This is a genomic window from Arachnia sp., assembly GCF_057238465.1.
This window is the reverse complement of the sequence record NZ_DBHHFZ010000006.1, coordinates 99,690-116,512: the sequence shown is the minus strand read 5'-3', so window position 1 is coordinate 116,512 and position 16,823 is coordinate 99,690. Positions and strand designations below refer to the sequence as shown.

Genomic DNA, 16,823 nt, shown 5'->3' with positions numbered 1-16,823 from the left:
ACCGTGATGTACTCCACCTCCGTTGGGACCGTTACCCCGCTGCAGCTCTTCCGGGAGGCCGTTTCCGGGGCCGCCGACTCCCCCGCGATCTCGAACGCGCAACGCACCTGGACCTATGCGGAACTCGACCGCTGGACCGATGCCATCGCCCACCGCCTCACCGCGGCGGGGGTGTCGGTCGGCGACTTCGTCGTCGTCGTGGCGAGCCGTTGCGCCGAGATGTTGGCCGCTGAGCTGGCCCTGGTGAAGATCGGCGCTGTGTTCGTCCCGGTTGAGGCCGGCAACCCCGCCGCTCGAGTGCGGTTCATAGTAAGAGACACCGCGGCGCGCGCCGTCGTGTTGTGCGGCGAACCGACGATCGAGCACTGGGCGCCAACGAGTTCACAGTGGGCCGATGGGGTTCACGTTGAGACGGTGTCCTCGGCCACCCCCTTCAGGGATGCGATCTACCAGCCCATCCATGGCGTCCCGGATGACCCGACGCGCCTCTCCTACTGCATCTACACCTCCGGCACCACGGGCAAACCAAAGGGGGTGCTTATCGAGGGCGGATCGTTGGTGAACTTCGTCCAGCACTGCCTCACCCCCATTTGGGAGGACTCGGGGTCGCAACGGCTCGCTCTTGTCTCCTCCTTTGCATTCGACATGTCCATGAAGACGAGCTTCGGGGCTCTCCTGACTGGGCGCCACGTCCGCGTCATCGCCGAGAATGAACGCGACGACGTCGCCGCCTTCGTCAGACTGCTCTCCGCCGAGCGAATTGATGCCTTCGACTGCACGCCCTCGTATCTGCGTGCCGTGCGCTCCGTCGTGTCTGACCGCGGTGAGGTTCCGCGTCTCAAAGGGGTCCTCGTCGGCGGCGAATCCCTGGACCTCGCGCTGGCGCAGGACGTGTTCGCCCTCACCGGGGCCACCGTCTACAACATGTACGGTCCCACCGAGGCAACCATCGACGCCACCTACACGAGCTACGCGGGTCAGCAGCTTCGACGGCTCACCGTCGGCCACCCCTTCAACGGGGTCGATGTCGCTGTCGTCAAGGGTGGTCGACGTCTTGCCACGGGACTGCTCGGCGAGATCTGGATCGGCGGCCGGGGTGTGGCGCGGGGCTACCTCAACCGACCCGAACTGACGGAGGAGAAGTTCGTCACCGACCCCTTCGGGCCGGGCTCTGGGCGCTATTACCGAACCGGCGACCTGGGCCGTGTGCTCCCGTCGGGGGAGATCGACTGCCACGGCCGGATGGACGCGCAGGTCAAGCTGCACGGTTACCGCATCGAACTGGAGGAGATCGAGAGGGCCATCGACGGTGCCCCTGGGATCCTCGCGGCAGCCGCCGCCGTTCTGAATCCCGCCGCGGGTGAGCAGGTCCTCGTCGGTTACTACACGGCCGACGACCACGTCGACGAGGACGAACTGCGGGCCTGGCTTGGGGAACGGCTCCCGCACTACATGGTCCCCTCGGTGTTCATGCGGCTCGCCGAGTTGCCCCTCACCCGTAACGGCAAGCTCGACCGGAAGGCACTGCCGACCCCCTCTGCCCGGTGCGAGGCTGACACGACCAGCCCACGCTCTGAGGTTGAGGCTGTGGTCGTGGAAGCTCTGGAGGAAGTCCTGGGATGTTCGCCGATCGGGGTCCTTGCGAACTTCTTCGAGGTCGGCGGTGACTCAATCAAGGCCATTCTTGTTGTCTCAGCCCTCGCTCGTCGCGGCCTGAGGATCAGCGTCAGGGACATCATGGCCAGTCAGACGGCGGCGCGGATGGCCGTCGTCGCGCGCCCGGATGTGCAGCGCCCGGCCGCGCTGGCGCCGGCCACCGGGGAAGTGCCTGCCACTGCGATTGTTGCGGACTTCTTCAGCCGGGCGTTGCCACAACCGCAACACCACCATCAGTCGATGGCCTTTCCCGTGTCCGAGGCCGACCTTCCACTGCTTCCAGCAGCCTGGGCGGCGGTGCTCGGCCGTCATCTCATCCTGTCCGGGCACGTTCGTGACGGGCGCCTCGTCGTTCCGGCCAACCCTGCCCCCAATGGCCTGCATCACTGGGCTCTCCAAGGCCTTCAGCCGCACGAGTTCAAGGAGGAGGCCGGGCGCCGGGCGGACGAGCTCTGCCGCGCCACGGATCTCGCCTCCGGCCCTCTGGCCTGGGGAGCGGTGCTGAGGGGCGACAAGGGCGTGGAACTGCTGGTCTGCGCCCATCACCTCGTCATCGACGCCTTGTCCTGGCGGGCCATTCGAAACTCCCTCAAGGAAGCGCTGGATCTTGCCAGACAGGGTGCGCCGGTGGTTCTGTCCCCCGAGCAGGTCACGTTCCGGCAGTGGGCATGTGCCCTCGAGTCGGTCGAACCCAGGGCGCTCGACCGAGCCCACTGGGCCCGAACGGCCGCGAACCTGCCTCCACGGCCAGAGTCCGCGTCCGCCTCTACCGCACCCCGACTGCTGCGTGCTGACATGCTTCTCCCACACGATGTCACCGAACGCCTCGTTGCGACGCGTCGTGGCGTCGGCGATCCGGACCTGGAACAGGTCCTGCTGGCCGCGGTGGCCGGCGCGGCGAGGCGCGTGTGGCACGTTGAGCGCATTGGTGTCCGAATGGAGGGCCACGGCCGTGATCATCTGGACGGTCTACCCGACGCTACTGGCGCCGTCGGATGGTTCACGTCCCGCTACCCGGTGGCGCTCGACACGTGCGAGGACCGCGTCGAGCAACTTCTCCTGTCCCGGCAGGAACTCATGTCCGTCCCCTCCCATGGCATGACCTGGGGGCTTGTCGAGGTCGAGGGTGCCGGGTCGATGTGGTTGGCGTTCAATTACATGGGCGACGTCTCCGGTGACGATCAACGTTCTCTCAACCCCTACGGGCAGCCAAGCGCCCCGGAGAACCTCGACTCGGCCCTGGTCAGCGTCGACGCCATGTTCAACGATGGCCAGCTTGAGATCCAGACGCGGGTGCGGTCCGAGTTCGCCGATCAGGCGACCCTTGTCTCGTTCGTGCGGGCGGTGCGGGCCGAGATGGTCTGGCTCGCCGGGCACGTTGACCAGTGGCGAGGCCGGGTCACCGTTCCGGCCGACCACCCCGAGGCCGACCTCACCTTGCCCGAGTTCCAGGCGATCGCGGCGGCGCTCCACGGCGCCCGCGTCGACACGATCACCGTGTGCACCCCGCTCCAGGAGGGGCTCCTGTTCGAACGGCTCAGCAACGAGACGGCCACCAGCTACAGCGTTCAGGCGAGCTACGACTTCGCTGCCGCACCTGATGCCCGGCGAGTCCGACAGGTACTCGAGCTCATCTCCGAGGGCAACCCTCTGCTGCGCGCCGCGATTGTGTGGGAAAACCTCCGTAGGCCCCATCAGGTCATCCTCACGGATCGGCGCGTCGAAACCCGGGTCATCGACCTGCGTCACCTCCCCGCCGAGGAACAGGCCGAGCGCATGGCCAAGGAGAATGCCGCCCAACTTGACCGACTCTTCGACCTGAGCGCCGATCCCCTCATTCGCTGCGATGTGTTCCATCTGTCCGACTCGGCGCAACGCGTCGTCTTCACCAACCACCACGTCATTCTTGACGGGTGGTCGATGGCGGAGCTGTGCCGGCAGTTTGCCGATCTCCACGAGCGTCTGGGCCGCCAGAGCTTCGCTCTCGTACGGGAGAGCCACCTCGCCGAACGTGGTCGGGCTGCGTCCTGGCAGGACTACGTCCACGAACTGGGCGACCGTGATGCCGTGGAGCTTGACGCCCACTGGGCACGCATCCTCGACGGCTACCGGGGCAGCGACCGGGTGCTCCCGAGCGACGCACCGCACGGCGCCCTCGGTGAAGCCGGCCGAGTTGAGCGCGTCACCCGGGATGCCCTCGGCAAGGCGGTCGCGCATACTGCAGCAGCGCACCAGGTCACCGTGAGCAGCGTGGTCGAGGCGGCGTGGGGCATCGTGGTGGCGCACCTGACCGGCAGCGACGATGTCGTTTTCGGCAAGGTCGTCTCCGGCCGTGACATCGCGCTCCCCGGTGTCGAGCAGACACTCGGTCTGTTCATCAACACGGTCCCCACCCGGGTCCGGGTGAGAGGCGCCGGCACCCTCGCCGAGCTGATGCGTGAGACACAAAAGCAGGCCATCGACGCCGCCGGCCACGACCACTGCCCCTTGGTCGAGGTGCTCCGGGCCGGCGGCGACATCTCGATAAACACGCTCTACGCGTTCGAGAACTATTTCGTGGGGGAGGAGACCGCTCAATTCCCGCGCCTTGAGTTCGTCGCCGCCCAGGAGCAGACGAATTACGACCTCACCCTCACCGTGGAATACCTGGGCGACGAGCTCGGAATCGACATCCTCTTCGACGCTGGACGGTACGCGTACGAAGACGTCTCGCGAATCATCGACCGCCTCGTCAGGGTGTTGGAGCAGATGACCGCCGAGCCCCAACGTCCCGTCGATCGGGTGAGCACCCTGCTTGCCGGGGAACTGGAGTGCGTGACCCAGCAGTTCAACGCCACGTCCACCGACTATCCTCGTGACGCATCGGTCGGCGAACTGTTCGCAGCGCAGGTCCAGCGGACTCCGGATGCCATCGCCCTGGCGGGCCCCGAGGCGCAGCTAAGCTACGCCCAGTTGGCCGAGCAGGCATCACGAGTGGCCGCCACCTTGTGGGGTCTTGGTGTGAGCACCGGCGACTGCGTCGGCCTGCTCGCCCCAGCCAGCGCGGAACTGTTCATCGGGTTGCTGGGTATTGTCATGGCCGGAGCCGTGTACGTACCTCTTGACGTCGAGGCCCCTCCTGCACGCACCCAGTTCGTGCTTGCCGACTCGGCTGCACGAGTGGTTCTCACGGGCGGCTCCGAGGCGCGTGCGCTGGCCGCCACGGCCGGGATGCTCCCGGCGGGGGCCGCCGCGGTGGCCGTCGAGGACGCCATTGACGGGCGCTTGCCGATCGCCTCGGCCCCGGCCCTTGGGCCGTCCGGCGGCGATCCCGTCTATGTGATGTACACCTCCGGGACCACTGGCCGCCCGAAGGGCAGCCTCATCGCCCACCGGGCCGTGGTGCGGCTCGTCGTCGGCAACGAGAGCCTGCGGTTCGGTCCCGACGATGTCATGCTCCAGACCGGGGCCTTGAGCTTCGATGCTTCAACGCTTGAGATCTGGGGGATGTGGCTCAACGGTGGCGCCCTCGTCCATGCGGCTGACCGTGAGGACATCCTCACCCCTGAGCGGCTCCGCCAGCTCGTACGACGTCACGGGGTCACGGCCATGTGGCTCACCGCATCCCTGTTCAATCAGATCGTGTCCTTGGAGCCCAATGCCCTCGACGGGGTGACCAGGATCTGGTCGGGTGGCGAGAAGCTCTCGCCCGAGCATGTCGCGATGCTGTACGCGGCCAACCCGGATGTCCTGGTCATCAATGGTTACGGCCCGACGGAGAACACAACCTTCACCACCACCCATCCAATTCCGCGGGGCTGCCGGGACATTCCGATCGGACGCCCCATCTCGAACACGACGTGTCATGTTCTCGACGGCACCCGTGTGTGCGGCATCGGAGAGGTGGGGGAGCTCGTCACCGGCGGTGACGGAGTGTCCCTCGGTTACCTCAACAACCCTGAGCTGACGGCGGAGCGGTTCATCTCGAACCCATACGGGACGGGACGCCTCTACCGCACCGGTGACCTCGTGCGGTGGCTGCCCGACGGGACACTCGACTTCCTGGGCCGTCGGGACGAGCAGGTGAAGGTCCGAGGCTTCCGGATTGAGCCCAACGAGGTGGCCTCCGCGCTCCAGCAGCTCCCCCACGTTCGCGACGCGATCGTCGTCGCGCGCAAGGAGCCGAACCTCACGACCGCCCTGGCTGGCTACCTCGTTGCCGATGAGCCTCTGGACATCGCGGCGGTGCGGATGATGCTGGCAGATTTCCTGCCCGGATACATGATCCCCACCTACCTGATGCAGATCCCTCAGGTGCCGCTGACCCGTAACGGCAAGGCTGACGTCAGGGCGCTGCCCGAGATGCTCCAGCCCGTCACCGGGACCCGCCAGGGTCCCGAGACCCCGGCCGAGGAGGCGGCGTGCATGGCCGTGGCGGAGGTCCTTGGGCTTGATGAGGTCGGTGTCAACGATGACTTCTTCGCGCTCGGCGGCGACTCCGTCAAGGCGATCAGGGTAGTCGCCAAGATGCGTCAAACCGGTCACGGCCTCACCGTCAGTGCCGTCATGCGGGGCTGTACACCACGTGGCATCGCCGCGCTCACCACGACGCAGGCCACGACCCAACGATTCGAGCGGTCCGTGGGACGGGTCGGATCTGTCCCGATTCTGGACGAGTTCTTCCGGCTCAACCTGCCTGCGCCGGCTCACTTCAACCAAGATGTTGTCGTGCCCGTCGGGGAACACTCTCGCGCCGAGATCGAACAGGCCCTTGACGCCCTGTGGGAGCAGCACGACGCCCTCCGAGCCGTCGTGCGCGATGACGCCCTGTGGCTGCCCGCGCCCGATGCGGCAGCGCGGTTCGGGTTCGAGGCAGTCACGGTTGACTCCGAGGAGCACCGTGCCTTGGCGCTGACAGACTGTGCCAACCGCGCCCATGGAAGCATGAATCTGTCTGAGGGGCCGCTGTTCCACGCAGCGCTGGTGCTGTCTCCGGGCGGCGGTCAGCTCGTCATGTGCGCGCATCATCTCGTCATCGACGGGGTCTCGTGGCGGATCCTCGTCGACGACCTCCTCAGCGTGCTCTCCCAGCTCAAGCGCGGTGAGTCCATCGCGCTACCCGCCCGGACGGCCTCGCTCATTGACTGGGCGACCGCGCTGGAAAGGAATCGAGAAGCGTGGCTCGTGGCCGAAGCGACCCACTGGGACACCGTCGACGCGCGTTCTGGCGCCGCTGCACTCGCGGTGCCTCATCCCGTCGATGGACAAGCCACCGACGTCCTCCACTTCGAGTCCGACCTCGCCCCGGCAGTCACCGAGGAGCTTGCCCGGACCGCCGCGACAGCCCACCACGGTGAAGTGCGCGACGTCCTCGTCGCGGCCCTCGGGCTGGCGGTGGCGCGGCTCACCGGGCAACCCGAGCTCGCCATCCGGTTGGAGGGACACGGCCGCGACGGCTGGCCGGGCATGCCTCCTGTGGATCGCACTGTCGGTTGGTTCACGAGCGTCTATCCGGCGATCCTGCCTTGCCCGACTGATCCGGGCGAGGCAGTCATCGCGGCCAAGGAGATGCTGCGGGCCGTCCCCGCCAACGGCCTGGGGTACGGGCTGCGCCCGGGTGGGCTGTCGCGTCTCACCGCTGACGTGTCTTTCAACTACCTGGGAGACCTCTCCGAGCGAGACACCGACATCGTCTTCAACGCCACCGGTGAGTCCGCGGATACCCGGAATCGGATGTGGCCAGGGACCACACTCAACGTCCACGTGCGCGCGGGGCGCTTCCATCTCGGAATGCTCTTCGAGCCCGCTACCATCGACCCCGAGACGGCCCACCGACTTGCCGACGAGTTCGGGAGGGCCTTGACGGAGATCGTTCGACACGGCTGCGATCTGGTGGCCGCGGGTCGAATCGAACGGACCCCGAGCGACTTCTCGGCGGCCGAACTGAGCCGCGGCGACCTGACCCGTCTGGTCGCCGACCTCCGCGCCTGCCGGGCGATCGAAGTGGAGTCCGAGATCGAGGATGTCTACGACCTCACGCCCCTCCAAGCCGGAATGGTCTTCCACGACGGCGACAACGCCTACGTGGTCCAGCACATCTTCGGCGTCAACAGCTTGCAGGAGCCCCTCGACCCGCAGCGACTCGCCGACGCCCTGACAGCCGTGGGGCGCCGCCACAGCGCCCTTCGTGCGGCGCTGGTCCACGAGGGACTGGAGCGGCCTCGTCAGGTGGTTCTTTCTGGGCGAGGCCTTGAGCTGACCTACATCGACCTGCGAACCGCCGACCGGCCCATGAACGTCGACGAACTCGCCGCAGCCGAGCTGGCTCGCGGAATCGACATCGCCCGGGAGCCACTGCTGCGCACGGTCCTCGTCACGGATGCGAACGGCCGACACCACCTCATGCTCACCTACCACCACGCCATCCTTGATGGCTGGTCCTTGGGGCTCATCCTCGGCGACCTTGACCGCTACCATCAGATGCTCACCGACGGGCAGTCCCCCGAGGATGTGTGGGCGTTCGCGGAGCATGAGGCGGCGGGCGCACCTTCGTTCGGCGAGTTCGCACAGACCATCGCCGGACGTGACCTCACCGCCACCCGAGCCCACTGGAACGATCTGCTGTCGGGCTACGAGGGCTGCGGCGAGTTCTCCCCGGCCGAACCCGCCGACCGGGTGGGCGACACCGGGCGCGTGGAGTTCGACACCACCGGGCAGCTCGCCCAGCGTCTGTCCGGCGTCGCATCCGCATACAGCACCACCCTCAGCACCATCGTCGAGGCTGCTTGGGGGCTCGTGCTCCAGCGCGCCAACGGGTGTGATGACGTCGTCTTCGGCAAGATAGTCTCCGGCCGTGACCATGCGGATGCCGAAACCGTGGTGGGTCTGTTCATCAACACAATTCCGGTGCGCGTTCTCAGCTCCGCCGGGCAGAGCTTTGACGATCTCCTGCGGGACCTCCGTGCCCAGACGACTGCGTCCTTGGCGCACGACTACGCCGCCCTCGCCGACATTCAGCGGTGGGTGGATCGCCCCGACCTGGTTCGCACCCTCTACACGTTCGAGAACTTCTCGTTCGACGACACCGACCCCGACGGCGAACTCCGACTCGAGTTCGAGCGGGTGAGTGAACGAACGAACTATCCGCTCAGCCTCGCCGTCCAGGAACGTGGCAACGAGCTGAACCTGACGGTTCTCCACGACCCGTCGCGGTTCGCCTCCACCGAGGTCGAACGCATCCTGCGGCGTCTCGAGGAGGTCCTGCACCAAGTCGCGGAGAACCCGGCAAGCAGCATTTCGGAATTGACGACCTTGCTGCCCGGGGAACGGGAGAAACTGCTGACGACGTTCAACGACACGGCGGTGGCGTTCCCGAGAGGGAAGTTCGCTCCCGACTTCTTCCTGGATGCGGTGGACCATCACCCCGACGCCCCTGCGTTGCTGTGGGACGGTGGCGAGCTCAGCTTCCGCCAGACCGAGGAAGCCGCTTGGTCGATCGTCGCCGAGCTGCGCGAAGCCGGGGTCGGTCCCGGCACCGCAGTGGCTCTCATGGGGGATCGTGGCCCCGCCCTCATCGTCGCCATGCTGGCGGCTTGGCTGGGCGGTCATCACTTCGTCCCCTGCGACGTCACCCAACCGGTCGGACGCCTGCGGCACATGGTCAGCGATTGTGAAGTCAAAGCGGCCTGCGTCGTCGGCAGCAGCGCTGCCGAGTTGTGCGGCCAGGACGGGATGCTGCCCGTCGGTACCCCTGTCATTGACGTGGGCGACCTCGACATCCGACTCGCTGGCTCAGCCGGGCGGGAGCTGCGCCACCGGAGCACACCTTCCGATCTGGCGTACATCATCTACACGTCCGGAACCACCGGAGTGCCCAAGGGCGTCATGCTGACCCATCGTGGGCTCGCTAACTTCCGCAACTGTCAGCACCACATCTATGAGATCAACGACACCGACCGTGTGCTGCAGTTCGCCAACCTCAGTTTTGACGCCGCCGTTTCGGAGGTCACCCTGTCGCTGTTGTGCGGGGCTGGTCTGGTGTGCACCACGCAGGAGGTCATCTACGATCCTGACGCCCTGGCCGCGCTGATGGCCGCCAAGGACGTGTCTGTCGCAGTTCTGCCGCCTCAGTATTTCCTGCAGTTGGAGTCCCTGCGGCTGAGGGTGTTGTCGACGGCTGGTTCAGCTGCCACCCCGGCGATTGTGCGCAAGGCTCAGAGGTGTGGCCGGTATGTCAACGCCTATGGCCCTACTGAGAACACCGTGCAGGCCACCACCTGGGATGCGTCTGGGGTTGTGTTGCGTGATGGTGCGCGGGTGCCGATTGGGCGGCCGACGCCGAATTCGCAGGTGCATATTGTGTCGGGGATGCGGTTGTGTGGTGTGGGTGAGTTTGGTGAGTTGTGTATTGCTGGTGAGGGGTTGGCTCTGGGGTATGTGAATCGGCCGGAGTTGACGGCGGCGAAGTTTGTGTCGAATCCGTTTGGTCCGGGTCGGTTGTATCGGTCGGGGGATTTGGCGCGTTGGTTGCCGGATGGGAACATTGAGTTTGCGGGTCGGATTGATGATCAGGTGAAGATCAGGGGGTTCCGGATCGAGCTTGGGGAGGTCGAGAACGCCCTCCAGCGGATTTCCGGAGTCATGGACGCGGTGGTGATCGCCGAGGCGACCTCCGCGGAGGCCGTCGAGCTGCGCGGCTTCGTCGTCGGTCCCCGGGAACTGGATCTCTCGTCTGTCCGGGCGCAGCTGGGTGATCTGCTACCCCATTACATGGTGCCAGCACAGCTCACCCAGATCCCACAGATCCCCCTGAACCGCAACGGTAAGGTCGACAAGGGGGCGCTGCCCAAGTCGGCTCCTCGCGAGGAGGCTGCGTCTGCGGAACCCGCCTCGGCGGCGGAACGCGTGGTGTGCGAGGCATTCGCCGAGGTTCTGGGGGTGTCTCACGTCAGCCCCGCAGACAGCTTCCTGGAGTTGGGTGGCGACTCGATCAAGGCGATTCGCGTCGTCTCGCGTCTGCGGAGGACAGGCTATGACCTGACCGCGCCAACCGTGATGCAGCACGTCACCCCTCGTATGGTGGCCCGCCATGTGCGTGCCTGTGAAGCGCGACACCAGCCTCGTGGGGAAGTCCGGGGCCGCGTCGACGGCCTTCCGATCATCGACGCCTTCTTTGGGTGGAACCTCGCAGAACCGGCTCATTTCAACCAGGAACTCACGATTGAGCTGGGTGCCTGCCGGGAGGCGAGCGTCCGTGCGGCCGTCGAGGCCGTATGGGAACATCATGACGCCCTGCGAGCCGTGGTCGAGGGCAACGGACTTCTCATCCGTGGCGTCGCTGAGGGTCCGGCCGTCCACTTTGAGAGCCACCCCGTGACCGACGTGGACGCCCGCGCACGAACCCTGGGTGCCGTGGCCGCCAAGCTGCACAGGTCGATGGATCTCGCCGAAGGACCGCTGTTCAAGGCCGCCTGGGTGGTCGATCCCGTCGGCGGGACGCTGCTGCTGTGCGCCCACCACCTTGTCATCGACGGGGTGTCGTGGCGCATCCTCGCCGACGACCTGACAGCGGCCGTTCGGCGAGCCGAGGCTCACGAGAGTGTCGACCTATCCCCGCCATCGGCCTCGCTCATCGAGTGGGCGGCCGCTCTCGACGCGAATCGGGAAAGGATCGTTGCCGAGGAACACGACCACTGGAACGAGGTGGAGGCTCGCGCCGTCAAGGCGAGGCTCCCCAGGGCCGCCTGCGAGCCGGGTGTGCTCGAGGTGGAACTCGATGCGGGCCTCAGCAAGCAGATTCTCGGGACCGCGGGCGCCGCTCACCGGACCGACGCCCAGGACCTGCTGTTGGCCGGACTGACAATGGCAGTGCGAGATGTCACGGGCAATGCCGAGGTCTCCGTCCGCCTCGAAGGACACGGTCGTGTGGAGACAGCCGGGTTGCCGCCCATCGACCGCACAGTCGGCTGGTTCACCACGGAATACCCGGTCGTGTTGCCTTGTGAAACCGATCCACGCCGCGCTCTCATCCTCGTCAAGGAGCTACTGCGCAAGGTCCCGAACGCCGGTTTCGGATACGGGCTGCGTCCTGGAGGTCTCGGTGGCCTGACGGCCGACATCGCCTTCAATTACCTCGGCGAGATAGAGGACTTCTCCGGCGCAGCTGTCGGTTTCAACACCACAGGTCAGTCCAGTTCCCGGGCGAACCAGATCGGTCACGGCCTCGCCATCAACGTCCTTGTCCACGCCGGTCGGGTGCGGCTGCAGATCGGGCACGATGGCACCGTCCTCGGCGCTGACGGCGTCGTTGGCCTCGTGCGACAGTACGAGCGTCGACTGGGTGATTTGACTGGGCATTGTGCTGCCGTCGTGGCATCAGGGCACATCGAGCCCACCGCCGCGGATCGCAGCGCGGTTGGTCTGCACCAGGCAGAGTACGAGAGGATCCTCGATCTGCTCGGCGTGACCGCTGACGCCGTTGATGACATCTACGGGCTGACGCCACTGCAATCGGGGATGCTTTTCCACGCCCTCGAGAACCCCGACTCGGCCGCCTACATCCTCCAGCAGGTGTTTGCCGTTGATGGGTTGTCAGAGGCAGAGCTGCACCTTGTCCCCGCCGCGCTCGAGGCCTTGGTGCTGGAGCATCCCGTGCTCCGCACCGCCGTGGTCCACGAGGGTCTGGGCCAGCCGTGGCAGGTGGTCCTGACCGACCGACGCATTGATTTCAGCGTGGTGGAGGCCGACGAGGACCTGCCGCGCCTGTTGCGGGCAGACGTCGAACGCGGCTTCGATTTGGTGCGATCCCCCCTGCTGCGGGTCACCGCAATCCGGCCCACCACGGGCAGCGCGGACCGCCTCCGACTGGTGTGGACCTACCACCACATCATTGTGGACGGCTGGTGCCTGTCCACGGTGCTCGGCGCGTTCAAGCGGCACCTGAGGAGTCTTGCCAACGGTCGGACGCCTGCTGAGGTCCGGGGACAGGCCGAGATCGAGAGCCTCCGGGTCCCGTCATACGCCTCCTATGTCGCGTGGCTGGCGCAACGCGATCAAAGCGAGTTGACCGAGTACTGGGGCGACCTGCTGTCCGGCTACGAGGGGCAGGGGCGGATCACGCCCGCGCAGGATCCCGACGGGACCGCCGGCGAGGTCGTGCGCCTCGGGCGGAACTCGACCGGCTCCTTGGCGGACCGCCTGATCAAAGTCTCGGGTCGTCGCGGCTCCACCCTGAGCACCATGGTGGAGGCGGCGTGGGGCCTCGTTCTCATGCGGGCCTCCAACGAGCGCGACGTTGTCTTCGGCAAGGTCGTCTCGGGGCGAGATGTCCCGATCGACGGCATTGACCGAACCGTCGGGATGTTCATCAACACCATTCCGGTGCGGGTTCGCGTCAACGATGAAACCACGGTTGACGGCCTCATCGCGTCACTTCGGGACCAGGCCATCGCTTCGAGCAAGCACGACTACGGCTCGCTCGCTGATGTGCAGCGCCTCGCCGGTCGGGACACCATCATCCACACCCTGTACGCCTTCGAGAACTATCTCGTCGACGATGAGGCCTTCCGCGGCGACGAAGGTCTCAGGCTGAGCATGGAGAGCAGCCGCGAGCAGACCAACTACGAACTTAACCTGACAGTCCAGCAGGTCGGTGAAGAACTCAGGTTCGTCGTCCTGTACGACCCCGGTTGCTACGCCGCCGCCGAGGTCTCGCGCATCCTGGACCGGGTGCTGACAGTGCTCGATCAGCTCGCCAAGGATGAACAACAACGCGTCGATGACCTGCGTAGCCTGTTGCAGGGCGAGGAACAGAAGGTCGTCGAGGCCTTCAACGGGCGCTCGGTCGAGTACCCGCGCGAACTCAGTGCGGTTGACGTGTTCACCGGCATCGTCGACGAGTATCCGGAGCGTCCCGCCCTCATGTGGGGCGACCAGAATCTCACCTATCGGGAGTTCGAAGCCCGCTGCCTCAGCGTCGCCGCATCGCTTCGCGCGGCCGGGGTGTGCGTCGGCAGCGCAGTCGGGATCCTGTGCGAGCGTGGCCCTGAAGCCATTGTCGCCCTCATGGGCACGCTGCTCGCGGGCGCCTGTTACGTGCCGTTCGATGTCGAGCACCCGGCTGAGCGGATCCGGCACATGGCCCACGACATCAATGCCCGGGCGATGCTGATCCAGGGCAGACGGGCGGCCTCCGCCTGCGCGCGTGAGGGGACGCTGCCGCAGGGGTGCGCTGTCATCGACGTTGCCGAAGCGCTCACACCAGGAAGCCCCGCCGTCGGCCGAGAGATCATGGATGGGCACCGGCCGGGTTCCGGTCACCTCGCCTACATCATCTACACTTCCGGAACCACCGGAGTGCCCAAGGGCGTCATGCTCGGGCACCGCGGACTGGTGAACTTCATCTACTACCTCAGGACCTTGTACGAGCAGAACGTCAATGACCGTGTCCTGCAGTTCGCCAACCTGACCTTCGACGCCTCCGTGTGGGAACTGGCCCTCTCGTTGTTCAGCGGTGGCACCCTCGTCCTCATCGACAAGGAGACGGTCTTCGATGTCGGTAAACTCGAGGTGGAATGCCGTGACAAGTGCGTGACTCTCGCATTGCTGCCGCCGCAATACCTCCTCCAGACAAACGGGCTCAGTCTCAGAGTATTGACCACCGGTGGATCTGCCGCCAATGCCCAGGTTCTGCACAAGGCAGCGTCCTCTTCCAGTCGGTATGTCAATGCCTATGGCCCTACTGAGAACACCGTCATGGCCACTGCTTGGGATGCGTCTGGGGTTGTGTTGCGTGATGGTGCGCGGGTGCCGATTGGGCGGCCGACGCCGAATTCGCAGGTGCATATTGTGTCGGGGATGCGGTTGTGTGGTGTGGGTGAGTTTGGTGAGTTGTGTATTGCTGGTGAGGGGTTGGCTCTGGGGTATGTGAATCGGCCGGAGTTGACGGCGGCGAAGTTTGTGTCGAATCCGTTTGGTCCGGGTCGGTTGTATCGGTCGGGGGATTTGGCGCGTTGGTTGCCGGATGGGAACATTGAGTTTGCGGGTCGGATTGATGATCAGGTGAAGATCAGGGGGTTCCGGATCGAGCTTGGGGAGGTCGAGAACGCCCTGCGTAGTGTGCCGGAAGTCCGGGACGCGGTGGTCGCCACCCATGACGGTCCCGATGGGCTCGCACTGGTCGGCTACGTAGTCGCCGACACCCCCGTCGACGCCGCTCGTCTGCGAACCGAGCTCGCTGCACGCGTACCCGGCTACATGGTGCCAGCTCATCTCGTGCAGATCTCCCAGATCCCGCTCAACCGCAGCGGAAAGCCGGACAAGCGGGCCCTGCCCCCCGTTGTCGTGACGGAGGCCGCGCCAATGGAGTCGCCGCGCTCCTCGCTCGAGGACTTCGTCGCTGGTGTGTGGTGCCGGGTCCTCGGTCGAGCGAGTGTGGGCGTCAAGGACAACTTCTTCGAGATAGGCGGTAACTCCTTGTCCTTGATGAAGGTGTTCAACAAGATCAATCAGCGCTACCCCGATGAGATCACGATGGGGGACCTGTTCGCCTGGGCCACGGTCAGCGATATTGCCTCCGGCATTGAACGTCGCAGGAACCGCGCCTTGACCATCAATCGGTACCCGCTCGAATCGCTGGGTGGGTCGGTTGGGGGCGACCATCGGCTGCCGAAGGGCGCGAGCCATACGGGCCGCCGCCTGTTGCGGACTTCGCCAGAGGTATTCGGCGGGTACGCCGGGCTTGCCTACTGGATGGCCATGGCATCACTCAGTTCCATGCCGCCGTGTCAGTTGCTCATTGAGGATGCCGATGGCCTCGTCTCCGTCGAGGTCGGTGATGATGGCGCGGAGGAGGTCATGACCGCTGTACGACGGGCCTGTGGGGCCCGCAGCCGGGTGCCCGAGCATTGCCGGGTGCGTCTGTCTGGTGAGGGCACCTCGTCGGTGCTTCGTCTACCTGGCGGGCTGGACAAGGCATTGCCGGCGTTGGTGGTCGGAGAGATCGATTGGTGCCTGGAGATTGCCGACATCGGGGACTCCTTGACACTCCGGGTCACGGGCTGCTCCCAGTGGGCTCCGCACGGCACCCTCGGAGTGTTGGTCACACGCACGGCCAAGGTTCTGGACCGGTTGCTGAGTGATCACGTGAGCTCGTGACCGGGCGGCGACGGGGTCCCGAGAGCCGGATGATCGCTTGGATGCCTGGTATCGCTTTGCGCCTGGCGGACGAGGATCCGACCCTCGGCCTCAGCGACGGTAGTGGCCTGGTGCACGGGCCACAGGCTGCAGGTGAGCTCATCCAAGCCCGGTGGTTACCTGGCGGCGATTCACGCCCAGTCTGACTTGACGGCGGTGAGCAAGCTGGGGGAGGTTTATTCAGAGACGCCTCGAGGACTGGAGTGCTACACGTTTCGTGGGAAGTGACGAAAAACAGGTTTAATCGAACACGTGAGGCATAGGTCTGTATTGTGCCGGCGTCGAAGGTTCAGTGAGGAGTTCGAGCGATAGGTCGTGTCGGGCGGTCGTTGAGAAACCCCGCGCGATCAGTGAGGTGGCGAAGTCCTACAGTTCTGGTTGCGCAAACCGTGAGGATGCTGGTTGAACAAATGGAGGAAAGAGCATCCCAACCCGGGAATGGGGAGCAACATCTGAACAGGTCACAGAGGAGCGAACACCTGAAAACCGCGTTGCGTGAGGTCCGGACTGGGGGTTGATTCCAGAGTGGCTGCTTGACGTCAACGTTGTTGTTCATCAGGTGCCCAGCTGTTGGATGCCTGATGAACAACAACGTTGTTCTCGTCGTTCGTGTGGTTGGTCTTGTGGACTGTGTTTCTCCGGTGGCGCCCCGATCTGTTGGCAACTCCGACGTGTCACGTGGGCGGCTGGAACTGGGCCAACGATAACGGGGCGCTAAACGCGGTCTCGGTCCTTCGATCCAACTGCGGCGTGCGGTGCCGCTGTCAGGGCTGTGAGTCGTTCCGTGGATGAGTCGCGTGGCATCCCTCGACTGTGAGGAACGGAACGAGTACGGTGCGGTCCTGCTGAACTGGGGCTCAGCCCCAAGTCCACCAATTCCAGGGGAAGGACGTATCGGTGGGGGTGTTGGTCGTGACGATGGTCATGAACATTGTGCATCTTCCTTTCTCGGGTCCTGAGGTTGCCTTCCGGCTGATCTCTTGGAATCGATTCAA

General features: G+C 65.6%; 1 protein-coding gene. It reads left to right on the top strand.

Translation table 11 applies throughout. The features are described from left to right. The first annotated feature begins 6 nt into the window (after nt 1-6). Complete coding sequence (locus ACO6D6_RS08135; RefSeq protein ID WP_484784760.1) at nt 7-15,789, top strand: amino acid adenylation domain-containing protein; 15,783 nt, start codon at nt 7-9, stop codon at nt 15,787-15,789. The last annotated feature ends 1,034 nt before the right edge of the window (nt 15,790-16,823 follow it).